13 protein-coding genes and 3 pseudogenes are annotated in these 24,025 nt (G+C 69.6%); 6 read left to right on the top strand and 10 right to left on the bottom strand.

Annotation, left to right across the window (positions count from 1 at the left end):
* Nucleotides 1-98 precede the first annotated feature (98 nt).
* A complete protein-coding gene (locus tag OG289_RS40600; RefSeq protein WP_327318995.1) occupies nt 99-731 on the bottom strand; it encodes a hypothetical protein in 633 nt (210 codons plus the stop codon).
* Between the two features lie 113 nt (nt 732-844).
* Here OG289_RS40600 and OG289_RS40595 point away from each other — a divergent pair.
* Nucleotides 845-1,350: pseudogene (locus OG289_RS40595) on the top strand (SIR2 family NAD-dependent protein deacylase); the annotation flags it as partial.
* A 40-nt stretch (nt 1,351-1,390) separates the two neighbouring features.
* Here the strand turns inward: OG289_RS40595 and OG289_RS40590 are convergent.
* From OG289_RS40590 to OG289_RS40560, 7 genes are all read right to left on the bottom strand, one after another.
* Nucleotides 1,391-1,888, bottom strand: a complete 498-nt coding sequence (locus OG289_RS40590; protein WP_327318994.1) for a methylated-DNA--[protein]-cysteine S-methyltransferase — start codon at nt 1,886-1,888, stop codon at nt 1,391-1,393.
* Nucleotides 1,889-1,897: 9 nt separating this feature from the next.
* Nucleotides 1,898-3,424, bottom strand: coding sequence for an AlkA N-terminal domain-containing protein (locus OG289_RS40585; protein WP_327318993.1), 1,527 nt, complete (start codon nt 3,422-3,424; stop codon nt 1,898-1,900).
* Nucleotides 3,425-3,540: 116 nt separating this feature from the next.
* Nucleotides 3,541-4,005 carry a DUF7144 family membrane protein gene (locus OG289_RS40580; RefSeq protein WP_327318992.1) on the bottom strand — a complete coding sequence of 155 codons (465 nt, stop codon included), beginning with the start codon at nt 4,003-4,005 and terminating at the stop codon, nt 3,541-3,543.
* Nucleotides 4,002-5,411 carry a hypothetical protein gene (locus OG289_RS40575; protein ID WP_327318991.1) on the bottom strand — a complete coding sequence of 470 codons (1,410 nt, stop codon included), beginning with the start codon at nt 5,409-5,411 and terminating at the stop codon, nt 4,002-4,004. Before OG289_RS40575 ends, OG289_RS40580 begins: the two co-directional genes overlap by 4 nt.
* A 163-nt stretch (nt 5,412-5,574) precedes the next feature.
* Nucleotides 5,575-6,987, bottom strand: coding sequence for a dihydrolipoyl dehydrogenase (gene lpdA / locus OG289_RS40570; protein WP_327318990.1), 1,413 nt, complete (start codon nt 6,985-6,987; stop codon nt 5,575-5,577).
* A gap of 131 nt (nt 6,988-7,118) precedes the next feature.
* Nucleotides 7,119-11,048 (bottom strand): glycoside hydrolase family 2 TIM barrel-domain containing protein, encoded by a 3,930-nt coding sequence (locus OG289_RS40565; protein WP_327318989.1) that lies wholly within the window; start codon nt 11,046-11,048, stop codon nt 7,119-7,121.
* Between the two features lie 177 nt (nt 11,049-11,225).
* On the bottom strand, nt 11,226-15,371 hold the full coding sequence (locus OG289_RS40560; RefSeq protein ID WP_442819122.1) for a molybdopterin-dependent oxidoreductase: 4,146 nt from the start codon (nt 15,369-15,371) through the stop codon (nt 11,226-11,228).
* A 977-nt stretch (nt 15,372-16,348) separates the two neighbouring features.
* Here OG289_RS40560 and OG289_RS40555 point away from each other — a divergent pair.
* Both OG289_RS40555 and OG289_RS40550 read left to right on the top strand, forming a co-directional pair.
* Nucleotides 16,349-18,259 (top strand): M1 family metallopeptidase, encoded by a 1,911-nt coding sequence (locus OG289_RS40555; RefSeq protein ID WP_327318987.1) that lies wholly within the window; start codon nt 16,349-16,351, stop codon nt 18,257-18,259.
* Between the two features lie 93 nt (nt 18,260-18,352).
* Nucleotides 18,353-18,744: pseudogene (locus tag OG289_RS40550) on the top strand (pyridoxal-phosphate dependent enzyme); the annotation flags it as partial.
* Between the two features lie 171 nt (nt 18,745-18,915).
* Here OG289_RS40550 and OG289_RS40545 read toward each other — a convergent pair.
* Nucleotides 18,916-19,188: pseudogene (locus tag OG289_RS40545) on the bottom strand (macro domain-containing protein); the annotation flags it as partial.
* Between the two features lie 538 nt (nt 19,189-19,726).
* On the opposite strand from OG289_RS40545, the gene OG289_RS40540 reads away from it, so the two are divergent.
* Nucleotides 19,727-20,782 carry a YaaC family protein gene (locus OG289_RS40540; RefSeq protein WP_442819030.1) on the top strand — a complete coding sequence of 352 codons (1,056 nt, stop codon included), beginning with the start codon at nt 19,727-19,729 and terminating at the stop codon, nt 20,780-20,782.
* 288 nt (nt 20,783-21,070) lie between these two features.
* On the opposite strand, the gene OG289_RS40535 is transcribed toward OG289_RS40540, so the two are convergent.
* Nucleotides 21,071-22,540 carry a wax ester/triacylglycerol synthase family O-acyltransferase gene (locus OG289_RS40535; protein WP_327318985.1) on the bottom strand — a complete coding sequence of 490 codons (1,470 nt, stop codon included), beginning with the start codon at nt 22,538-22,540 and terminating at the stop codon, nt 21,071-21,073.
* A 501-nt stretch (nt 22,541-23,041) separates the two neighbouring features.
* Between OG289_RS40535 and OG289_RS40530 the strand changes: the two genes are divergently transcribed.
* Together OG289_RS40530 and OG289_RS40525 are read left to right on the top strand one after the other, a co-directional pair.
* Nucleotides 23,042-23,356, top strand: a complete 315-nt coding sequence (locus OG289_RS40530; protein ID WP_327318984.1) for a hypothetical protein — start codon at nt 23,042-23,044, stop codon at nt 23,354-23,356.
* A gap of 214 nt (nt 23,357-23,570) precedes the next feature.
* Nucleotides 23,571-23,798 (top strand): hypothetical protein, encoded by a 228-nt coding sequence (locus tag OG289_RS40525; protein WP_327318983.1) that lies wholly within the window; start codon nt 23,571-23,573, stop codon nt 23,796-23,798.
* The last annotated feature ends 227 nt before the right edge of the window (nt 23,799-24,025 follow it).

The following is a 24,025-nucleotide window of genomic DNA, read 5'->3' as shown; positions in this document are numbered from 1 at the left end:
CTCTCCAATGGCCCGGTCAGCCCCCTACGACCACCCTCGGTGGCCGGACGGGATGCGGCGACGAGAAGGAGGCCGTTCGAGTGAGCGGTGCGGTCGGCTCAGGTCGACGGGGCCGGCCGCGGGTGGGCGGGACGCCGGCCCCACAGGATGTTCAGGCTGAGGACCAGCGCCCAGGCCGGGAAGACAAGTTCGGACCAGGGCAGGTTCGCTCCCACCACGAGCAGCGTCAGGCCCGCCAGGTAGCCGAGGACGACGAGCGGGCGCGGGAGGACGCCGCGTCGGCGGCCGATGGTCGAGGTCGTGATGATGAACACCGCCGCCATCCGCATGGCGTACGTGGTCAGCAGGGCGTAGGCGAAGTGCCGGCCGAAAGGAGGGTGCTGCTGACTCTCCTCGAGCACGGTTCCGGCCGCCGCGGCAGCGCCGAACAGGGTGGCGACGAAGAGCAGGCCGCTGCCCAGGAACACGGTGGAGAAGAACTGGTCCTCGCCCTCGCCGGCCTGCTCGCGCAGGGCGCCCATGAACCACAGGAAGGCGATCCCGGCGAACGGAAGCAGCGCCAGCGCCGTCCGCGCGGTACTCCGTTGTCCGGCATCGACGGTTGCGTCGTCTCCGGCGCCGGGCAGAGCGATGCGCATCAGGACGATCGCCGCGGCCATCAGGATCGCGAACACGACCCCCGCCACCCCGGCGGCCCAGGGTGTCGCGAGGCGCTCGTGCTTTCGCTCCATGGTCTCTCGCTTTCTGCCTGGTCCTCCTCCGTACAGACACCAGCGATCCACGGACTCGCGCCACCGGGGTCACCCGGGAGGAAGACCGAGATACGCCATACAGGCCATGGCTACTGGTCCGATTCGGGCCGCCGCCGACGATGAGCTGTCTGTATCTGTCCGTGCCTCACCAGCTCGCCGGGATGCCCGCCCGCAAGGTCCTCGAACTGCACGGCACCGCACGCAGTGTCGCGTGCGGTGCCGTGCGCGCGGGCCCATGGAGAACGCCATCGCGCGGGTCGAGGCCGGTGAGGACGATCCGCCGTGCCTGGAGTGCGGCGGAATCCTGAAGTCGGCCACCGTCATGTTCGGCGAACGGCTCGACCCGGTGGTGCTGGGCGAGGCCGTCGCCATCACCAAGGCCGGTCAGGTCTTCATCGCCGTCGGCACGAGTCTCCAGGTCCAGCCCGCCGCCGGACTGGCCGGCATCGCCGCCGACCACGGCGCCCGGCTGGTCGTCGTCGATGCCGAGACGACGCCGTACGACGAACGCGCCGACGACGTCGTCCGGGAGCCGATCGGGACGGCGCTGCCGAAGCTGCTGCGCGAGCTCGCCGGGTCGAGCGCCGCCCAGACATGAGGGCTGCCTGGACTTTGTGCGCGATCCTTCCCGACTCGGCCTAGAACAAGGTCGTTTCGCCGGGCACCGTGCCACTCTCGAAGTTCAGCAGGCGCTGTTTGCGCTCCAGGCCGCCGCCGTAGCCGGTGAGACTGCCGCCGGCGCCGATCACGCGGTGGCAGGGAACGATGATGCCGACGGGGTTCTTGCCGTTGGCGAGGCCCACCGCCCGGGAGGCGGTCGGGTTGCCGAGGGCCTCGGCGAGTTCGCCGTAGGTGCGGGTCTCGCCGTACGGGATCTTGCGCAGTTCGGCCCAGACCGTGCGCTGGAACGGGGTGCCGTGCAGGCGCAGTTCGAGGGTGAACTCCTTCAGCTCACCCGCGAAGTAGCCCTTGAGCTGTTCCTCGGTCTCGCCGAAGAGGGTGTCGTCGCGGGGGCCGAAGTTCTCCTCGGGTGGACGGTGGCGCTGTCCGGTCATGTAGAGGCCGCACAGGACGCCGTCGTCGGCGACGAGGGTGAGGGGGCCGTACGGGCTGTCGGTGATCGTGTGCTGGTTCACTGAACGTCCCTACACAGGAAGGAAGTTGATCGGGTGGCTGTCGGTCGCCCAGAGGTACTGGACGGCGTACGCGCGCCAGGGCCGCCAGGCCGCCGCGCGGGCGGTGAGCGCCGCCGGGGTGGAGGGCAGGCCCAACTCCTGGGCCGCGCGCCGGATTCCGAGGTCGGTGGGGAGGAACGCGTCGGGGTCGCCGAGGGCGCGCATCGCGATGACGTCGACCGTCCACGGTCCGAACCCGGGCAGCGCGAGGAGGCGGGCGCGGGCCTCGGGCCAGTCGCTCTCGACGCCCAAGTGGAGTGTCCCATCGGCGAGTTGACCGACCAGAGTGGTGAAGGTGGTGCGGCGGGTGCGGGGCATCGCCAGGCTCTCGGGGTCGACGGCGGCGAGCGCCTCGGGGGTCGGGAAGAGGTGGGTGAGGCCGCCTTCGGGATCGTCGACCGGGTCGCCGTACGCGGTGACCAGGCGGGCCGCGTGGGTACGGGCGGCCGCCGTGGAGACCTGCTGGCCCAGCACGGCGCGCACGGCGAACTCCGCCTCGTCGACCGTGCGCGGCACCCGGCGGCCGGGGGCCTTGTCCACCAGGGGCGCGAGCAGCGGGTCTGTGCGCAACTGCTCGTCGACGGCGACCGGATCGGCGTCCAGGTCGAGCATGCGCCGGCAGCGGCTGATGGCGACGGTGAGATCGCGCAGGTCGCTGAGGGTGAGACGGCAGCCGATGTGGTCGGGGTTCGGGGTGAGGGCCACGATGCCGTGCCCGTAGGGCAGCCGGAGCGTGCGCCGGAACGCGCCGTCCCGCCACTCCTCCACGCCCGGCACGCCGGTCGCGGCGAGGTGCCCGAAGAGGTTGTCGGGATTGAGGGGGGCACGGAAGGGGAGGCGGAGGACGAGCGTGCCGGGCGTGGCCGGGCGAGCCGAGGCGTCCGAGAGGGCTGAGAGGGCTGAGGGGGCTGACGGGTTCTTCCGTGGGACACGGGCTCGTAGTGCGCTCGGGGAGAGTGCGAAGACCTCGCGCACGGTGTCGTTGAAGGTGCGGATGGAGGAGAAGCCTGCGGCGAACGCGACGTCCGCCATGGGCAGTTCGGTCGTCTCGATGAGGAGGCGAGCGGTCTGGGAGCGCTGGGCGCGGGCCAACGCGAGCGGCCCCGCGCCGAGTTCGGCGAGGAGTTGGCGTTCGACCTGGCGGGTGCTGTAGCCGAGGCGGGCGGCGAGCCCGGGTACGCCGTCGCGGTCGACGACACCGTCGGCGATCAGCCGCATGGCGCGGGCGACCAGATCGGCGCGCTGGTTCCACTCCGGGGAACCAGGGGTGGTGTCGGGCCGGCAGCGCTTGCAGGCGCGGAAACCGGCCTGCTGGCAGGCGGCGGCGCTCGGATGGAAGACCATGTTGCCCGGCTTGGGCGGCACCACCGGGCAGCTGGGCCGGCAGTAGATTCCGGTGGTCAGCACCGCCGTGAAGAACCAGCCGTCGAACCGCGCGTCCTTGGACTGTACTGCGCGCACACAGCGCTCGCGATCGGTGTACATCCCGTTCTGCATGCGTCCAGCATCGACCAGCACGCGACCCCGGTGCTGGCGAGAATCCGACATCGACCTCGCGTGTCCTGCATCGCACCTGTAACCCACTCGCCTGTCACCGGTCGCCGTCCCTGCCGCTACCCCGCCTTCTCCCGTGACGACACCAGCGACCGGATCACCAACACGTCGATCGCCATGACGGTGATCGACCAGAGCGGCTCGTACGGCAGGAACAGGAACTGGGCGACCATGCTCAGCGCGGCGAGGAAGATGCCCGTGAAGCGGGCCCAGCCGGCGTTCTTGAGGAGGGCCGCGCCGGTCACGGCCGCGGCAAGACCTAGGACGAGGTGGATCCAGCCCCAGCCGGTGAGGCTGAGTGCGTAGACGTACGTGCCGACGCGGGCGTAGACGTCGTCCTCGGCGATGGCGGCGATGCCCTGGAGGACGGCGAGCACGCCGCCGCACAGGATAAGGACGCCGGCGAAGACGACGCCGCCGACCCGGCTGTCGGGCGGGGTGGACCGGCGCGGTCCGCCGCGGGGAGTGGACCAGGCGGTGCCGATCTCGCCGTGCGGGTCGCCGGTGGGAGAGTGCGAGCTCATGCGGGGCTGTCCTTTCGGCGGGGCCGGATCGCGAGGAAGTCGACGACGCCCAGCGCGAAGAGCAGGGTGAGGGCGAGGCCGATCACGACCCAGCCGGTCGGGTACGGCCACAGCAGATAGGCCAGGACGGCCGACCCTGCCAGGATCCAGGTGATCCAGTCGTGGAACCGGTTCACGAACGGGCCGACGGGACCGGTGTGCAGTCCCGCGTGGTCGGCGGTCGTGCGTACGGCACCGATGCCCGAGTGCCACAGTCGTCGGACGAGGGCGGCCCGGCGGCCCGGCCCGGTCAGCCAGGCGGCGAGGGCGAGCACCACCCCGACGGCGACGACCTCCCGCACGGAGGTCCGCAGGAAACGTGTGAGCGTGTCGTAGACCGATTCGGCTGCCGGCTGGGAGATGCCGGACGGGAGGGCGTCCAGGTAAACGACCCGGAAAACGGTGAGCGCGACGCCCAGCAGGAGGGTGGCGAAGGCGAAACAGAGCGCGGAAACGATGAGGACGCGTCGGCGGTGGGTGGAGAGCAGGACGCCCGACGCCACCAGCAGGACGGAGACGACCGGCAGCCACAGACCGGCCAGTTGCAGCAGGCGGAAGTAGGTCCTGACCTTCCCGATGTCGTCGGACCTGACGACCGTGAAGTCGGTGTGGACCTCGGGGATCTTCCTCGCGACCGTCATGCCGGAGTCGACCAGCCGTTGTTTGACCTCGTCGACGACCGGGGCGAGGTCCACGGTCACCGTGTCGTTCTCGATCTTCACGGCGCCGCCGCCCCTGCCGGTGAGGGCCTTGTTCACGGTGCTGTGGACGCGACGGTTGGCGTCGGCCCAGATCCGTTCGAAGGCGTCGGAGGCGATGACGGCCTGCGTCTTGTCGAGCACGAAACTGCGGACGGCGCCCTCGATGGAACCGCCGAGCCTGCCCAACGCCTTCTGGACCAGCGGACGCTGTGCCGGGACCACGTCCTGGAGCAGCGCGTTGAGGTCGAGGTGGTCCATCACGGCCTTGGTGACACGGTTCGCGGCCGCGTTCTGCACGTCCCGGTCGGAGGCGAGAGGGCGGACGGTGTCGACATAGCGATCCGAGTCGCCCACGATGTCGGCCGTCCAGGCGGCGACCACCCCCAGCGGGGCCAGGACGCAGCCGAGGACGATGAGGACGACCGCGACGAGCGAGCGGACCCGGTGGTGCGTGGGTCGGCGGGTGCGCTCCGCCTCCAGTGCCGCGATGCGCGCCCTGAGTGCCTCCAGTTCCGCGTCGGCGGACGCACCGCTGCGAGGAGGGACGTCGTTGCCGGGCGCACCGCTGCCAGAGACGTCGTTGCCGGGGGCACCGCTGCCAGAGACGTCCTTGCCGGGCGCACCGTTGTCCCGAGCGCCGCCGCCCGGGGCACTGCTGTCCGGCATGGCGGGCTCCCTCGCCGTCGGTCCGGTCCGGCCCGTTCCCGGTGGGGTCCGGATCGGGTCCGGGTTCGGTCCGGTGGATGCCAGCACATCCCGGCCGTACGGCGGCGGCGAGCGCGGCGGGACCGTTCGGGTGAACGGCCCCGCCGGGTGCGGTGCGCGGGAGCTACATGTTGATCATGTGGCCGGCCAGTCCGTGCACGGCCTCCTTGACGGCCTCGCCCAGGGTCGGGTGGGCGTGGACGTTGCGGGCGACCTCGTGGACCGTGAGGTCCCACTGCTGGGCCAGGGTGAGTTCGGGCAGGAGCTCGGTGACGTCGGGGCCGATGAGGTGACCGCCGATGAGCTCGCCGTACTTGGCGTCGCTGATCAGTTTCACGAAGCCTGTGGTGTCGCCGAGGCCGTGCGACTTGCCGTTCGCGGTGAACGGGAACTTCGCCACCTTGACGTCGTAGCCGAGCTCGCGGGCCTGGGCCTCGGTGTAGCCGAAGCTGGCGATCTGGGGCTGGCAGTAGGTGGCCCGCGGGATCATCGCGTAGTCCAGCTCCATGGTCTCCGCGTCGGCGAGGGTCTCGGCGGCGATGACACCCATCGCCTCGGCCGTGTGCGCGAGCATCAGTTTCGCGGTGACGTCGCCGATGGCGTAGATGTGCGGGACCGAGGTGCGGCAGCGGCCGTCGACGTCGATCGCGCCGCGCTCGGTAACCGTTACGCCCGTGTTCTCCAGGCCGTAACCGGTGACGTTCGGCGCGAAGCCGATCGCCTGCAGGACCTTGTCGGCCTCCAGGACCTGCTGGGCGCCGTCCTTGCCGGTGACGGTGACAAGCGCCTGCGGGCCGGACTCGTCGATCGACTCCACGCGGGTCGAGGTGAGCACGTCGATGCCCAACTTCCGGTACTGCTTGGCCAGTTCGGCGGAGACCTCGACGTCCTCCAGGGGTGCGACCCGGTCCAGGAACTCGACGATCGTGACCTTCACACCGTAGTTGTGCAGCACGTAGGCGAACTCGATACCGATGGCGCCTGCGCCCGCGATGACGATCGACTGCGGAAGGTCCTCGGCGAGGATCTGCTCCTCGTACGTCACCACGCGCGCGCTGCGCTTCGTGCCGGGGAGCAGCTTGGGGGTGGCGCCGGTGGCGATGATGCAGTGGTCGAAGCCGATGGTGCGGATCTCGCCGTCATAACCGGTTACCCGGAGGGTGTGGTCGTCGACGAATGCGCCCCGGCCGTCGAATTCGGTGATCTTGTTCTTCTTCATCAGGTAGTGGACACCCTTGACCCGGCCGTCGGCGACCTTGCGACTGCGGCGGTAGGCCTCGCCGTAGTCGAAGGAGACCTGCCCGTCGACCCTGATACCGAAGGTCTTCGCCTCGCGCGTGAAGATGTGGGCGAGTTCGGCGTTGCGCAGGAGCGCCTTGGTGGGGATGCAGCCCACGTTGAGACAGACGCCGCCCCAGTACTTCTCCTCCACCACCGCGACGCGCTTGCCCAGCTGGGCGGCCCGGACCGCGGCGACGTAGCCGCCGGGACCGGCGCCGAGGACCACGACGTCGAAGCGTTCGTCCTGCTCGGGCATGGGGGTTCCTCTTCCGTCGATACCGTTTCCCGTTCCGTGGGAATTGTTCCGCTCTTCCCCGCCCGCCGCCACAGAGATCATCCGGTGTGGAGGGGGTCACACGGGCGGGAGACGGCACCGACGGACCGGGTCTACTCCCCCGCGGTGGGCCTGCGCGAGGCGGCCGTCGCCTCGTCGACGTCGGTCAACGGCCGCAGTCGGTAGGTGTACGTGTAGTCGCGGTCGGCGAACAGCTTGTACTCGTCGTGGGTGTGGGCGCCCCAGCTGTTGTCGCCGCCGATGCCCATCTGCCGGTGGTTCAGGCGGAGTACGACCTCCTTGCGGGGCGTGAGCTGGTAGTCGTGGCGGGCCCCGACGGACAGGTCCTCGGGCGTGAAGTGCGAGGCGTTGACCTCCAGGAGAGGCTCACCGCAGACCAGCAGGCCGTTGCCGTCGCCATCGGTGAGGGCGACCCAGCGGACGTCGGTCCTGTTGCCGTTCTCCTGCGGCCGCAGGTAGGAGGTCCACTGCCCGGTGACGGTGCCGGAGTACAGGCCGACGTCGGTTGCGTCGTTGCGGTCCCAGTGGTTCTCCTCCGGGCCGCGGCCGTAGTAGTGCAGTTTCTCCAGGCGGGCGGGCAGGAACAGCAGCGTGCCGACCTCGGGGATGTAGGGCAGTGAGGCCGCGCCCGGGTGCAGGGTGTTGTCGACCCTGATCTCACCGTTTCCGAAAACGGTGTAGGTGGTGGTGTACGTCGATTCCGTCGTCGTGGGCAGGGTGCCGGCGACCTTGATCTCGACGGCCCGGTCGCGCAGCGCCCGCACCTTCACGTCGGTCACCTTGCGTCGGGCGCCGGCGTCGCGCCAGGTCTGGTTGCGGGTGTGCTGGCCGTTGCCCCGGTCGTTGTCGGTGGGGGCACGCCAGAAGTTCGGGGCCGGCCCGGAGGTGATCAGTGGGGCGCCGTCGGCCTGGTAGGAGGTGATGACGCCGGTCTTCTTGTCGACGGTGACGGAGAAGTCCCGGCCCGTGACGGTGACCGACCCGTCGCCGTCCTCATGGCTGAGCGCGGGGACGCCGTCCAGGGACACGGGCGTGACGGCGGGGCTGCCGACGTCGACGACGAGTTGCTGCCTGGCCACCTCGAAGCCGGACTTCGCCCACTTCGTCGTCTCCCGGGTGGTGAACGACAGGCGCAGGAAGTACTCCGCGCCCGGCGCCGGGTCGCCCGGCGCCTTGAAGGGCACGGTGATGTTTTTGCTCGACAGCGGAGCCACGTCCAGCTGCGCACGGCTCAGCTTTCCGCGTTGCAGCACTCTGCCGTCGCCGATGAGCTCCCAACGTCCGTCGAATTCACGGAGGTTGGTGAAGAGGTACTCGTTGGTGAGGGTGACCGACGCTCCGGGAGCGAGCCGTTCGCCCAAGGCCGGTACGGCGTCGACGGCCTGGTAGATCCGCTTGACCTCCGCGGACTTGCCGGTGAGTCCGCGGTCGGCGGTGACGATGCCGTTGCCGCAGAAGGCCCCGTCGTTGGGGTTGTCGCCCCAGTCACCGCCGTAGGCGCGGAACGACTTCTCGCGGGGCCGTTTCTCGGTGAGACCGACGGTGGCGGCGTCGAACCAGAACCGTACGCCGTCGTCGCCGGGACCACGGCCGGCGGAGGCCAGTTCGGCGGCGCTCAGCGCCCGGGCGTACACCCGGGCCCGGCGGACGGTGCCGCTGAACTCCCGGGTCGGGTTGTCGACGTCGGTGGCCAGGGACAGCGGCGCGGTGTTGACGGCGGGGCGCACCGTGGTGGTCCGGGTGGCCCGGACCGTACCGTCGACATGAAGGGTCAGGGTGCCCGCCGCCGCGTCGAAGACGCCCGCCACATGGTGTTCGGCGCCGGTCCAGTCGTCCGGCAGCGCCCAGCTCGCGGTGATCCACTGACCGCTGCCGTAGACGAAGAACTCCAGGGTCCTGTTCGTCTGTTTCAGGGCGTACTGGGTGTCGCCCTTGGCGAGGATGGGCTGGTGGTAGCCGGTCACGTGCGGGGTGACCCAGGCTTCCAGCGTGAGGGAGCCCGTGAGGTCGAGGCGCGCGTCGCGGGCGAAGACGGTTCCGCCGAAGACACCCTGGTCACGGGTGAAGGTGCCGCCGGGGGCGATGAGCTCGCCGCGCAGCCCGGCGGGCCCGGCCTCGGTGAACAGCTTGCGGGTGGGGGTGGGCCAGTCGAGGGCCTGGTCGACGAAGTCCCAGATCCAGCCGCCCTGCAGCACGTCGTGGCGACGCACGAGGTCCCAGTACTTCTTGAAGTTTCCGCTGGAGTTGCCCATCGCGTGGGAGTACTCGATCATCACGTACGGCCGGGTGTCGGCGGTGTCCTTCGCCCGCGCCTCGACGCGGGCGGGACTGTCGTACATCTCGGAGCGGATGTCGCTGATCCCGGGGCGGTCGTCGCCCTCGTACTGGATGACACGGGTGGTGTCGTAGGAACGGATCCAGTCGTGCATGGCGGTGAACGTGCTGCCGCCGCCGGCCTCGTTGCCGAGGGACCAGATGACGACCGAGGCGTGGTTCTTGTCGCGGTGGACCATGCTCTGGGCGCGGGCCACGCACGCCTTGGTCCACTCGGCGTGGTTGCCGGGGTACTCGCTGCGGATGCCATGGGTCTCGAGGTTGGTCTCGTCCACGATGTACAGGCCGTACTCGTCGGCGAGTTCCAGCCAGAGCGGGTTGTTGGGGTAGTGCGAGGTGCGGACGGTGTTGATGTTCAGCCGCTTGATGATCCCGATGTCCTGGACCAGGTCCGCGCGGGTGAGGGCCGAGCCGCGCGTCGGGTGCATCTCGTGCCGGTTGGTGCCCCGGAGGGAAACCGGCTTGCCGTTGATGCGCATCAGCCCGTCCCTGAGCGCGAACTCGCGCAGGCCGACCCGGTGCGAAACGGTTTCGATCACCTTTCCCGCCGGGTCGCGCAGACGGAGCACGGCGGTGTAGAGGTTCGGGTGTTCGGCCGACCACAGACGCGGAGTCGGCACCGCTTTCGCCGCCTGCACGGTCTTCTCCTGACCGGAGCCGAGCGCGACGGCCTGCTGGAGCGGTCTGGACCACACCGGATGCCCGTTCGCGTCGTACAGCTGGGTCTCGACGGAGTACCGGCCCGCGCCCTGTCCGCCGTAGTCCCGCACGCTCGCGGTGACCGACAGTTCGGCCCGCTTGTAGTCGTCGCTCAGCGGGGTGTCCAGCCTGAAGTCGCGCAGGTGCACGGCCGGCGTGGAGTACAGGTGGACCGAGCGGAAGATGCCGCTCAGCCGGATCATGTCCTGGTCCTCCAGCCAGTCGCCGTCCGAGTAGCGGTAGACCTCCACGGCGATCTGGTTGGTGCCCGGCTTGAGGTGCGGGGTGATGTCGTACTCGGCGGGGTCGTAGGAATCCTCGTGGTAACCGACCAACTCCCCGTTGATCCATACGTAGTGGGCGGACTTGACCCCCTCGAAGTGCAGGAACGTCCGCCGTCCCGCCCAGCCGCGCGGGACCGTGAAGGTGCGACGGTACTGGCCCACGGGGTTGTAGCGGGTGGGGGCGGCCGGCGGCTGCGCCTCCTCGCCCAGGCCGTTGGGGCCCCACCACGGGTAGTCGCTGTTGACGTAGATCGGGCGGTCGTAGCCGTGCAACTGCCAGGCGGAGGGGACGGGGATGGTGTCCCAGCCGCTGTCGTCGAGGTCGGTGCGGTGGAAGTCGGCGTCGCGGTCGTCGGGGCGCTCGGCGTGGGCGAACTTCCAGGTGCCGTCGAGGCTCAGCCGGTACGGGGAGCGGGTGCGGTCGGCGGCGAGGGCCTGGCCGAGGTCCGCGTACGGCATGAGGGTGGTGTGCGGGGCTTCGGTGCCGAGCCGGAAGACGTCGATGGAGCCGTTCCATTCCGGCGTACCGTCCGCCGCGACGGCTCGCTGCGCGGTGGACGGTGCGGACAGGGCGAGCGCGCCGAGGACGGCGGCCGACCCTTCGAGCAGACGACGACGGCTGACGACCGTCCGCCGGAGGTGGTCCGGCTCCACCCGCTGGGGGCGGTCCGGCCGGTCCATGGGCGACACATGCGGGTGCGACATGACCACGACCTTCCTCGGGGCGACCGTGCGGCTTTGCACGGACGGAGGGTGGGTCAGATCTGTCCAATCCTGTTGGAAAAACGAACATGGATTGGCGGCGATGGCTGAATATCAACTCTCTTCGGCGCAACGCCACTTGGTACCCATCGCTCACACGGGCCCGACGGGTGACTCCCGTCAGTAGACGTCCCGCACGTACCGCTTGTCGGAGGCGAGTTGCTTCACATGGGCCACCGCCGCCTCCTCGCTCATGCCGCCGTGGACGACGGCGACGTCGCGCAGGGCCCGGTCGACGTCCTTGGCCATGCGGGAGGCGTCGCCGCAGACATAGAAGTGGGCGCCGTCCTGGAGCCAGGACCACAGGTGGGAGCCGTGCTCCCGGATCCGGTCCTGGACGTAGACCTTGGCGCGCTGGTCGCGGGAGAAGGCGGTGTCCAGGCGGGCGAGGGTGCCGTCGGCCCGCAGGGCGGTCAGCTCCTCCTCGTAGTAGAAGTCCGTCGCCCGGTGCTGCTCGCCGAAGAACAGCCAGTTGGGCGCCCGGTGCCCGCGCGCCCGGCGCTCCTGGAGGAACCCGACGAACGGTGCCACACCCGTTCCGGGGCCGACCATCACCATCGGGGTCGCCGGGTCGGCGGGCGGGCGGAAGTGCGGGGAGCGCTGCACATGGACCGGGACCTCGGTGCCGGATTCGGCGTCGGCGAGGAAGGGCGAGCACACGCCCTGGCGGGGGCGGCCGGCCAGGTTCTCGTACCGCACGACGGAGACGGTGAGCGAGACGAGGTGGGGGTCGGTCAGCGGGCTGGACGAGATGGAGTACAGGCGCGGTTGCAGCCGTCCGAGCACCTCGACCCATTCCTGGGCGTCGGCGCGGAGGCCCGACTCGGCTGCCACGTCGACAGCTTGGCGACCCCAGGACCACTTCGCCAGCTCGTCCTTGTTGTCGGGGCGCAGCAGTTTGCGCAGCTCGCGCGGGTCGCGGGTGCGGTCGGCGGCGAAGCGGAGCAGGGCGGGGGTGACCCGGGTGATGTCGAGGTGGCGCAGCAGGGCCTCGCCGAGGGCAACCTCACCGAAACCGTTGACGACAACGGGCGCGTGCGCGTCGAGGCCGGTGACGGTCAACCACTCCGCCACCAGCTCCGGGGCGTTGAGGGGGCGCACGCCGAGGGCGTCCCCGGCCTCGTAGACGAGCGGGGTCTCGCTGTCGCGGGTGTCGAAGGTGAAGCGCCGGACCTCCTTGCCGGAACCCGGCAGGCTCAGCAGCCGGTTGCCGGTGAGGCGGGCGGTGACGGGGACGGGACGCTTGGAGCGGGCGGGTGCGGCGGGCTCGGCCCTCGTGACGGTGACGGTGACCGCGGGCGTCCCGGCAGGGCCGACGGCCGGGGCCGGGGCAGAGGCGGGGGTCACGTCGGGGGCCGCGGGCACGAGCTCCGTGGCCTCCTTCAAGGCGGTGACCACCTGGTCGAGCCAGGCCTCCGCCTCCGTCTCGTAGTCCGGTTCGCAGTCGGTGCGCGGGGCGAGCCGGACCGCGCCGAGCTCGTCCATCCGGTGATCCAGGCGCCGGCCGTGTCCGCAGAAGTCGTCGTACGCGGAGTCCCCGAAGGCGAGGACGGCGTAGCGACGGCCTTCGAGGCGGCCGGTGTCCAGCGCGGCGAGGCCGTCCCAGAAGCCGGCGCCGTTGTCGGGGGCGTCACCGTCGCCGAAGGTGCTGGTGATCAGCAGCAGGTCCGCGTCGGAGGGCAGGGCGGTGGGGTCTGCCTCGTCCATGGCGACGAGGGAGGCCGGGTGACCGCCCGCGGTGAGCCGGGCGGCGGTGGCGGCGGCGAAGTCCTCGGCGTTGCCGGTCTGCGAGGCCCACAGGATCACCACCCGGCGTGCCGGGGACTCCTGGGGTGCCGGGGACTCCTGGGGTGCGGCGGCGGTGCGGGAGTACATGCCGGCGAGGGTGCCGTTGACCCACAGGGCGTGCTCGGGACTGAAGGGGGCGTCGGGCGGCAGCACGGGGACGCCGGGGGCTCCGGCCGGTATGCCGGCGAGGAAACCGACCAGGTATTGCCGTTCACGCTCGGTCAGGACCGGCGGCGGGGCGGGGTCCAGACCGAAGACGGCGGCCGCGGAGGGCTGGACCGCGGTCGGCACGAGGACGGGCACGGGCGCCGCCATGACCGGCGATTCCGTGACCGGTCCGTTCATGACCGGCGTCCCCGTGGCCGGGGCGTCCATGGCCGGCGGCTGCACGGTCACCGGTGTCGACACCTTCGTCAGCGAGACCGCGCACACCTTCAGCTCGGGCTGGAAGGAGAGCGGGTCGACGGCGTCGCTGGTGACCGCGTTGACGCTGAGGTACTCGCCGAACAGATCGTTCCAGTGGAACGGCGCGAAACAGGAGCCGGGCAGGACGCGGTCGGTGACGACGGCCGGCAGCACGGCCCTTCCCCGCCGCGAGGCGACCTCGACGGAGTCGCCGTCCACCATGCCGAGCGCCGCCGCGTCCTCGGGGTGCACCTCGACGAACGGCCCCGGGTTGAGCTTGTTGAGCTTGGCCACCTTCGCGGTCTTCGTCAGGGTGTGCCACTGGTGCTGGAGACGGCCGGTGTTCAGGACGAACGGGTAGTCGTCGTCCGGCATCTCGGCGGGCGGGACATGCGGACGCGGGTGGAAGACGGCACGGCCGGAAGCCGTGGGAAAGGTGAGCGAGCCGTCGTCGTTCACGTACCGGATCGGATTGCGGTCCGGACCGTCGGCGGTGGCGGCGGGCCACTGCACGGGGGTGGCGCGCAGTCGGTCGTACGTCACTCCGCGCAGGTCGTAACCGGTTGCCGGGTTGTGGGCGCGCTTGATCTCCTCGAAGATCTGCTCGGCGCTGTCGTAGGCGAAACCGCTCTCGTAACCCATCGCGCGGGCGACGGCCGCGATGAGCCGCCAGTCGGCCATGGCCTCGCCGGGCGGGTCGGCGGCGGGCCGCGCGAGGGTGAGGTTGCGCTCGCTGTTGATGAGGACGCCCTCGGTCTCGGTCCACAGCGCGCCGGGCAGGACGACGTCGGCGTACGCGTTGGTCTCGGTGTCGGCGAAGACGTCCTGGGCGACGACGAACTCGGCGGCCTCCAGTCCCTCGATGACCGTCCTGCGGTTGGCGACGGAGGCGACCGGGTTGGTGCAGATGATCCAGCAGGCCTTGATCTCGCCGTCGGCCATCTTCCGGAACATCTCGACGGTGCCCTTGCCGACGCCGTCGGCCCGGATCGTGCCCGGCTGAAGCCCCCACAGCTCCTCGACGAAGGCGCGGTCGGCGTCGACGAGGACGGAGCGCTGGCCGGGGAGCCCCGGACCCATGTAACCCATTTCCCGGCCGCCCATGGCGTTGGGCTGGCCGGTGAGGGAGAAGGGCCCGCTGCCCGGGCGGCAGATCGCGCCGGTGGCGAGGTGGAGGTTGATGAGCGCGTTGGTGTTCCAGGTGCCGTGCGTGGACTGGTTGAGGCCCATGGTCCAGCAGCTGGTCCACTCCCCCGCCTCCCCGATCAGCCGAGCGGCCTCACGGAGGTCGGTCTCGGGGATGCCGGTGATCTCCGCGACGGTCGCGGGCGGGTAGTCGGCGAGGAACTCCGGCATCGCCTCCCAGCCCTCGGTGTACGCGGCGACGAAGGCGGGGTCGGTGTGGCCGTTCTCGTGCAGGAGGTGGAGCAGGCCGTTGAGGAGCGCGAGGTCGGTACCCGGCCTGACCTGGAGGAACAGGTCGGCCTTCGCTGCGGTGGCGGTGCGGCGTGGGTCGACGACGATCAGTTTCGCACCCGCTTTCACCCGGTCCATCATCCGCAGGAACAGGATCGGGTGGCAGTCGGCCATGTTGGAGCCGATGACGAGGAAGACGTCCGCCTTGTCGAGGTCCTCGTAGGAGCCGGGTGGGCCGTCGGCGCCCAGAGACAGCTTGTAACCGGTTCCGGCGCTTGCCATGCACAGCCGGGAGTTCGACTCGATCTGGTTGGTGCGGAGGTAACCCTTTACCAATTTGTTGGCCAGGTACTGCGCTTCGAGGCTCATCTGGCCGGACACGTAGAGGGCGACCGCGTCGGGGCCGTGCTCGTCGACGATCGCCCGCAGCCGCCGTGCCGTCTCGGCGACGGCCGCGTCCACCGGGGCGGGTTCCGGTTCCTCGCCACGGTCCGAGCGGACGAGGGCGGTGGTCAGCCGGCCGGGTGCGGCGAGCAGGTCGGCGGTGGTCGCGCCCTTGGTGCACAGCCGGCCGAGATTCGCGGGGTGCTCCTTGTCGCCGGACGCCTTCAGGACCGTGCGGCGGCCGTCCGGTCCGCGGCCGATGTCGAGGACCATGCCGCAGCCGACACCGCAGTACGAGCAGACCGTGCGCACCTTCGTGTCCGTCGCGCTGTCGGTCCGCGGGTCCAACGCGGCCACGGGCGCCCCTTTCCCTCTGACGATCGGCCTGGTGAGAGCCTCTGCAAGCCTCTGCGACGGTACGAACCGTGCATTACGCAGGTGTCTCCCGGACCGGCCGCCGGGAGTTAAGCCCGGCGCACACCGGAGGGCGGGCGGGTGTGAGCGGGCCGCCACCGGCCCGCAGAAGAGCAGGCTACCGGGGTTGCGTGCGGGGTCGGTCCGGGGTGGCGGACGGGAAGGGTTCCGGGGCCTGTGCGGGCGGGTTTCCGGGCTGTGAGCGGGGTGCGGGCAGGGGGGCTTGTGGGATGTGGACGGGGCGGTCCGGGCTGCCGGGCGGGAAGGATCCGGGCCCGAGCGAGCGTGCTTCCCGACTGTGGGCGGGGCGGTCGGGGGGTGCGGGCAGGCCAGATTCCGGGTTCCAGGCCGGCAGGTTCCGGGCTGCGGGCCGGACAGGTTCCGGGCAGCGAGCCGGGCTGCGGGCCGGACAGGTTCCGGGCAGCGAGCCGGGCAGCGGACCGGACAGGTTCCGGGCTGCGGGCCGGGCAGTCCGGGGTAGTGAAGGACGGTTTCCGGGCCACGGGCGGGGCGAGTTCCAGGGCGCGGGCGGGACCGTCCGGGGCTGCGGGCCGGGCGGGCTGCGGGCGGGGCCGGTCCGGGGCTGCGGCAAGACGGGCTCCGGGGCGCGGGCGGAGCGGTCCCGGGTGCGGGGTCGGCTCCGGGCCACGGCAGGTCTTTGAGCGGGGGCGTTTCGTCCGGTAGCTGTGTGGCGCCTTTGCCAATCCCTGATGGCATGCCCGCGTCAAATCTGTCAGGCTTCCGGCAGCCGTCGCGGACCGCCCTCCGGCACACCCACGCCGTCAGGGACAGCCACCGAGCAGGCCGGAAACCCGGCCGCCGCAAAGGAGCCACGTGTGAGACCCACCCCCCGCAAGGCCCTCGCCGCGAGCGCACTCGTCCTCGCCGCGCTGGCCGCCGTCTCGCTCCCCGCCACACCCGTGGCAGCCGCACCGCAGGCACCGCAGGCACCGCGGAGTACCGCCTCGGTCGACGCCGCACCGCAGGGGGCCGCCTCGGCGGCAGCCGCCTGTACCCCGGCCCAGGTGGTCGCGGGCGGCGACTTCGAGAGCGGCACCTCGGCGTGGACCCAGTCCTCGACCGGTGTGATCACCAGCCGCACCGGTCAGTCCGCGCACGGCGGCACCGCCTTCGCCTGGCTGGACGGAGTCGGCAGCACGCACACGGACACGCTCTCGCAGAGCGTCACCATCCCGTCCGGGTGCGCCACCGCCACCCTCACCTTCTGGCTGCACATCGACACGGCCGAGACGACCTCGTCCACCGCGTACGACAAGCTGACGGCCAAGATCGGCACGACGACGCTGGCCACGTACTCGAACCTCGACAAGAACACCGGCTACGTCCAGAAGTCGTTCGACGTGTCGGCCTTCGCGGGCCAGACCGTGAGCCTCGCCTTCACCGGAACCGAGGACTCCAGCCTCCAGTCGAGCTTCGTCCTCGACGACATCGCGCTCAACACCTCCGGCGACACCGCACCGCCTGCCGACTCCACGCGCACCCCGGCCGCACCCTCGTACACCGTCAGTCTCACCAGCAACACGGCCGGCACGGTCTGGACCGGTCACGAGAGCGCGACCTTCACCAACGCCTCCGCCACCGCGCTGAGCGAGGTGTACCTGCGGCTGTGGGACAACTACCACGGCACCTGCACGTCGATGCCGATCGCGGTCAGCAACGTCACCGGCGGCACCGCGGGCGCCCTCTCGGTGGGCTGCACGGCCCTCCAGATCACCCTCGCCACGCCCCTCGCCCAGGGCCAGAGCGCCACGATCGGCTTCGACCTGGGCATCACCGTGCCCAGCGGCGCCGACCGGTTCGGCTACGACGGGGCGTTCAGCTTCGTCGGCAACGCGCTGCCCGTGCTGGCGGTGAAGGACGGCGCGGGCTGGCACCTGGACCCGTACACGAACAACGGCGAGTCGTTCTACTCCCTGGCCGCCGACTTCAGGGTGACTCTCGACCACCCGACCACCCTGCTGGTGCCGGCCACCGGCGCCTCGGTCGACGCCGCCGGCTCCAGCGGACGCACCGTCACCACGGCAACCGCTTCCAAGGTGCGTGACTTCGCGTGGGCGGCGGGCCCGTTCAGCAAGATCTCCGGCACCTCGACCGCCGGGACCCCGATCAACGTCTACTCCGTCTCCGGCATCAGCTCGGCCAACGCCCAGTCGATGCTCACCACCGCCAAGTCCGCCGTGGACGCGCACGCCGCCCGCTTCGGCGCCTACCCGTACGGCGAGCTGGACGCCGTCATCGACAACAACTTCTGGTTCGGCGGCATGGAGTACCCCGGGTTCGTCCTCGACCTGGTGAGCACCACGGCGCTGACCCATGAGATCGGCCACCAGTGGTGGTACGGCATCGTCGGCGACGACGAGTACAACAGCCCCTGGCTGGACGAGTCGTTCACCGACTACTCCACCGACCTGGCGCTGGGCAAGACCGGCAGCGGCTGCTGGAGCAGCGTCTCGTGGGCCTCGTCGGCGGAGAAGATCACCAACTCGATGGCCTACTGGGACGCGCACTCCTCCCGGTACTCCACCGTCGTCTACGGCTACGGCAAGTGCGCCCTGCACGACCTGCGACGGCTCATCGGCGACACCGCCATGGCCAACCTGCTGAAGGACTACGCCACTTCGCACTGGTACGGCGTCTCGACCACGGCCGAGTTCAAGGCGGCGGCCCAGGCCGCCACGACCACGGACCTGACGTCGTTCTGGACCACCCACCGCATCGACGGCTGATCCGGCACCGGCCGCCGTCCACCGCTTCGCAGCCCGTCACGGGTGACGCCCTCCGGTGTCACCCGTGAACCGGCTGACGATGCGCAAATTGACATCCACCAGTTCACCTACGGGGACATCATGGCCGCCGCCGGACGGATCACCGGCCGCGTCCGTCCCGTCACCCTCGCTCCGGCCGACGCCGGGAGCGCTCCGGCACGTGCGATCTGTGGCTGGCGTTGGAGTCCATGCAGCACACCGGCTCCTTCAGGGCCCGCGGCGCGCAGAGCTTCCTCCAGGCCCACCGCGACGCGGGCACTCTCCCCGACGCGGGCGTGGCCATCGCCTCGGGCGGCAACGCCGGGCTCGCCTGTGCATGAGCCGCGTGGCAGCAGGGCGTCGGCGCGACGGTCTTCGTGCCCACCTCGGCGCCCGCGGTGAAGGTGGCCAAGCTGCGCGCGTACGGCGCCGACGTCCGCCTCGCCGCCCTCACGGCCTCCGAGGCCGCCTACCGGCCGGCCCCGGCGAAAGGGCCGTCGTCGTACTCTGCGGCGCCAAGACCGACCCGAGCGACCTGGTGCACTGACGGCCGCCCGACCCAGCGACCGGCACGTTCGGCGCGGCGACGGAGGGACGCCCACTCAGCGGTCCTCACCCTCCACGGGCGACGACCGTCGTCACCCGACCTGCCGGGCGAACGCGTCGTGCGCCCGCTCGTCGAAGAGGACGAACCTGACCTCCTCGACGCTCGTCTCCGTGGCCCGGACCGTCTCCACCGCGATCCGGGCGGCGTCGTCCATCGGCCAGCCGTAGATGCCCGCGGAGACCGCCGGGAAGGCGACGGTGCGGGCGCCGAGCTCGTCCGCGACCCGCAGCGGCTCCCGGTAGCAGGAGGCCAGCGGCTGCGACCGGTCCTCGGTCGTGCTGTGCACGGGGCCGACGGTGTGAACGGTTTACCCAGACTCGCGCAGTGCCGCACCGGGCCGTGCGCCTCCCACGCTCACCGCCTCCACTGCCGCCAATCCTGCAGCACCGCCACAGCGCGAACGCTCTCGGCAGGTCAGCAGGTGTGATCCAGCCTGTGGAACAGGCGCCTTCCAAGCGCTTGGCCGCAGGTTCGAGTCCTGCCGGGGGCGCAATGCTCCGCCCTCCCTTTAGGAGGGCATTTTGCTGGTCAGAGCACGTTTCACGCGGCACGACGCAGCCCCGGACACTCCCCCGACGATCATGGGGAAGTGCCGGGGCTATCCGGCTGTCACCGGGTTTTCGCGGGTGGCCGTGTCGAACTGGAGGTGGGCCATACCTTGATCCATCAGGGTGTGGGATGTCGACCAAGTCCGGGCTGGCTCGCCACTCGGACTTGGAGTTCAAGCCCGCTATGCCAACACAAGGACGACGACCGTCGCTCCTGCAGGATGGGCGCGTCAGAGGTCCGCGCGGCTTCAAAATCAAGCGAATGCCGACCAACCTCCCTATACCATCCAGGACATGGCAAATATGGAGTCCCGGTGGAGCAGCAGGGATGACTCCTGGCGGTTCCTGCGAGGCGCCCGTTCGCGAGCCGTCGGTATGACTGGTCGCGATCCTAAGCGGGGCAGAACCTTTCAAGCTGCTCTGGAACAATCGGAGCAGTTTCTTCGTAGCGCCGAAGGGGCAGGGCCTGAGACTCGCCCTCTCCACATCTTCTATGGTTTGTCACAGGCAGGACGTGCGATTGCGGCAGCGTCCAGTCGTCTGAGTGACTCTGAGTATCGGCCAGTCGGACATGGCATGAGGACTCAGGGTACGCGTGACCAAACCGAGTTGTGGCGCGTAACTGTTGAAGTAACCAAGAGCGGCACACCTCAGATCGTAGCCAAAGCCCTCAACTCTGCTGTCTGGCCCGCCAAGACCCAGTTGACGTTGGCGGAACTCTGGCCGTTACTTCCTGATACCGCGCCCGAAAGAGGCCCCTACGAACTCAGTTCGTTGGCAGCCGTGCGTTATGAACACCTTGCATCAGGTCCTCGGAGCTCGCGAACAGACATCGAAGTCGCCTGGCTGAGCGGTGTGCCGTTGAGCATTTATAAGGCACAGCAGTCAGCCGAAGCCGTCGATCAGTGGTTGGCCAGTTACCCGAAACTTGCCGGGTGGTCGGAGAGGCCGAGGTTGGTGCGGCGTAATGATGACGTGCGCATGAGGCTGATCTGGCCGGCGCGAGTCGAGCACGATAGTTGGCGACTGGTTCAGCAACTGGGTGGTTCACCCGGCGAACGGGCACCGTGGGTGCGTCGGGCTACCCAGTACGGCGGCGAGTGGTGGGCATTCCCCGCCTTGAAAGGGATGTCCGAGCCGGTCCACCCGCTCTTGACCTGGTGGGCAATCCTGCTTGCTCTCTCGTCTCTCGCCCGCTACGAGCCTGAGACTTGGGCCTACATGATTGACGTCGATCGTCCGACGTCGCCTGCGGTGGCTATCGAACATCTGATGGAGGAGGCGCTGTCCGCAATACCCGCCCTGACGGCCGCCGCCCTGGGCCATGGTTCGGTGTTCGCACACGGCTAGCCTGCGATGACCTCCCAGCCGCAAGCTGGATGCGAAGATCTCGCGTGCCACAGCCGTGCCAGATGCAAGGGGCAACCACGGTCAACACGGGCGCGTGGCGGGCGTGCCCGTTCCCGGTAGCTCCACCATCAGAGTTGCAGGTCACCGGCAAGACGCCCCAGCCTCTCTCCTAAAGCGGTGTCAGATCGCCCTACTTGTGCAGTCGAGTACGGCAGCACCCAAGTGGCGCCTGGCAGCCACGGAGGTTGACCAGTCGGATCACCGACATTATCGAGGCGTCCTCGGCTTTCACCGAGCGTCAGTACGAGCTCGGAACGACCGCAGTGCCTGCAGAGAGTTCCGCACGCCCTCGGCGAAGACCTCGATGTCGGGGAGGGCGTTCGCGTCGGCGACGACGGTGATGTTGAGCTGCCCGGCGTATGAGAGAGCAGCGATGCCCAGCGTGATGTTCGCGCTGATCGGCACCAGAGGGAACACCTCAAGCAGCTGCGCTCCGCCAAGGTAGAGCGGAATCGGAGGGCCGGGGATGTTGGCGATGTATACGTTCGCCCACCGTTGATGGGCGAAGCGGCGCACCATTGCCCGCTGGAGGACGCGGTTGCGGGCGACCAGGCCTTCGGGAGGACGAACGACGTACTTCTTTCGTTCGGCGCTGGCCGCTGCGATCAGCTGCAGTCTCCGAACAGGATCGGCCTCACCGATCGGGAGCGGCACGAACATCATTCCGTCCTGGTTGCCGTGTGCCTGACCGGGCTTCTCCCGGTGAAGCGAGATGGGAACGAAGGCTCGCAGCACCAGATCTTCAATGCGTTCTTCACGGCCGCGCAGCAGTTCTCGCAGGCCGCCGGCGACGGCCGACATCAGGACGTCGTTCAGTTTGGCGTTGTGGTTGTGAGCGATCTGCTTGGTGACGTCGAGACTGCCGTGGATGACTGCCATCCTGCGGTGCCGGCCGATCGGGATGTTGAAGCTGGTCCGCGGCGCTCGCTCCTTGATGAAGCCCTCGCGTACTGCCGGCCACCTCTCCTGGGCCTGGTGCAGCGTGACGGCGGGCCGAAGCAGCTTCGACAGCGCGCCTTCGGCCGCCTGCACGCGCCGACGAAGGTTGTCCTCGAACAGGTCGCGGCTCGACGGCTCAGGCGCCGGGGTCCAAGAACGGGCGGGCATCGTGGGCGCATCGGCGCTCGGATCGAGGAACGTGCCGAGCAGAGCCACGCCCGCCGCGCCGTCGGCGATGGTGTGGTGCACCTTCATGAACATGGCTACCCGGTCGTCGGCCAGGCCGGGCAGGAACCACATCTCCCACAGTGGCCGTGACCGGTCCAGCGGGAGAGCACGCAGTTGCTCAACGGTGCGAAGAAGCTGCGCCTCACCGGGGGGAGCAGCGAGTGGGAGGACCCGGACGTGCTCGGTGAGATCGAAGGATCGAGCATCGACCCACAGTGGCCAGCCCAGCCCCCGCCGAGGTGTGTAGAGCAATTGCCGGAACCGCGGTACCAGAGGCAGACGGCTTTCGATCACCTCACGCACCGCTTCGACCCGGAAGCGACCATCCGGATCGAGCAGCCTGGTGCCATCGAGGATGGCGAGGGCGCCTATGGTCTCGGGCCAGCCGAGATCATCCGGCCACAGCAGCATGAGATCCTGCGGACCCAACCGCTCCATGATCGCCACCCGGGGTCCGGGCTGGGCAGGCTTGGGCGCTCCACTGGACGTGTTCATGATCCCACCTCCGTCCAGGACGAGGGTCAGGAACATACCTGCCAGACTCCATTGTCACACTTACCCGAGTTGCGGTGAAGGTGCAGAAGTCCCGCTCGCCGAAGCTGAGAAAACCGACGCGGCAGCGTGAACCCAAAACCCGCCGGTCAACGGCCCGGAGGCGGGCCAGGCGGCCGGGACCGACTTTCGATCCATGGGCTACTGGCGGGTGCCTTTCGGTTGGCTCGCCGCCCGTTCACGGCAGGCCAAATGCGATCCACTCCATGGCTCGACCGTAACCACTGACTTCGGATCAGCCCACCCAGCCCAGCGCCGTCTCAGATTCCGTCTCATTCATTGCCGTTCAGAGCCGTACGCGACGTTAGACGAGGCGGATCGACTACCACACCGACGAACCGGCATGAACGCAGGGGAACGACGGTGGACGACGCCCAGCAAGCCACCCAGACTTGGAAAGCGTGTTGGTGCCTCGCGCCCGAGAGGTCGGACCCGTGACCGGCTGTCGACAACTTCCGCCGTTCTGACCATGATTGGCGAATGCCCGAGTTCAGTTGGCCGGACCGCTCACAGGTGCCGGCCGCGGATGCCGTAGACCGAGACTGGCCAGCAATCGTCTCCGCACTGCCCCTTGGATCTCACGTCAGCGGTCGCGTCATCGGCCGACAGCCGTTTGGCGTCTTCCTCCTGATCGATGGCGTGCCGAATGCAGTCGGCCTTGCCGAGATCACCGCCATGCCTCACCACATGGAGCTGCCCGCCATGGGCGCTACCGTCGCCGGTGAGGTGATCTGGCACGCGGATCACAACCGTCAGGTGAAGATCCGCCTCGATGAATGGAACGTGCCCAGCTGATCACCTCCTGGGCGCCGCAGCTCTGCACCACTACCGCACCAGATCGAGCGGGGAACAGCGGGGAATCACGGTGAAGACAGCCGAGCCCAGAAGGAGCACGGGCCATACGTTCGCCCAGGTCAGCGACCGTACCAGCCGCATATGCCCGCAGCTTCCCAAGCTGATGGCCACCGCGGGCCTTGACCCCCTCGATCCGTCTTGATCAGCTGTGTCCATGGCCACCGACCCCAGCGAGTACGAGAAGGCAATGCCGATCGTGGCTGCCCACCTTGCCAAGATCGAACGGGCAGTCGACCGTACCCGAGCTTCTCATTCCGGACATCCGTACGGCGAAGTCCATCAGGCGCTGGTTGAGGCGCTGGAAGACGAAGGTGCTCAACGGGTCGTTCCTCAGGTCGTCGAGGAGTTGGCACAGCAGATCTCCGATGCCCCGGCACCTTGAAACAGTTCTCATTCAGCCGTGGCCTATCCGTGGACTCGTCCCGCCTGATCTGCCACGTGCAGGACCGTGACCTGCAGCGTTGTCCGGGTGCCAAGCGGCCTCCGGAGCCGTTGCAGTACAGCAGCGAGGGAACGGCGGGGACCAGCAAGTCAGGTGTCGGATCACACAGCCGCTTCGCCGCAGTTCAGCCCAACAACTGCCCTTAAAAGACCCAAGCTTCCCAAGCT

It is taken from the genome of Streptomyces sp. NBC_01235, from assembly GCF_035989285.1.
In the GTDB taxonomy this organism is placed as follows: domain Bacteria; phylum Actinomycetota; class Actinomycetes; order Streptomycetales; family Streptomycetaceae; genus Streptomyces.
This window is presented reverse-complemented; position numbering and strand designations above follow the sequence as displayed.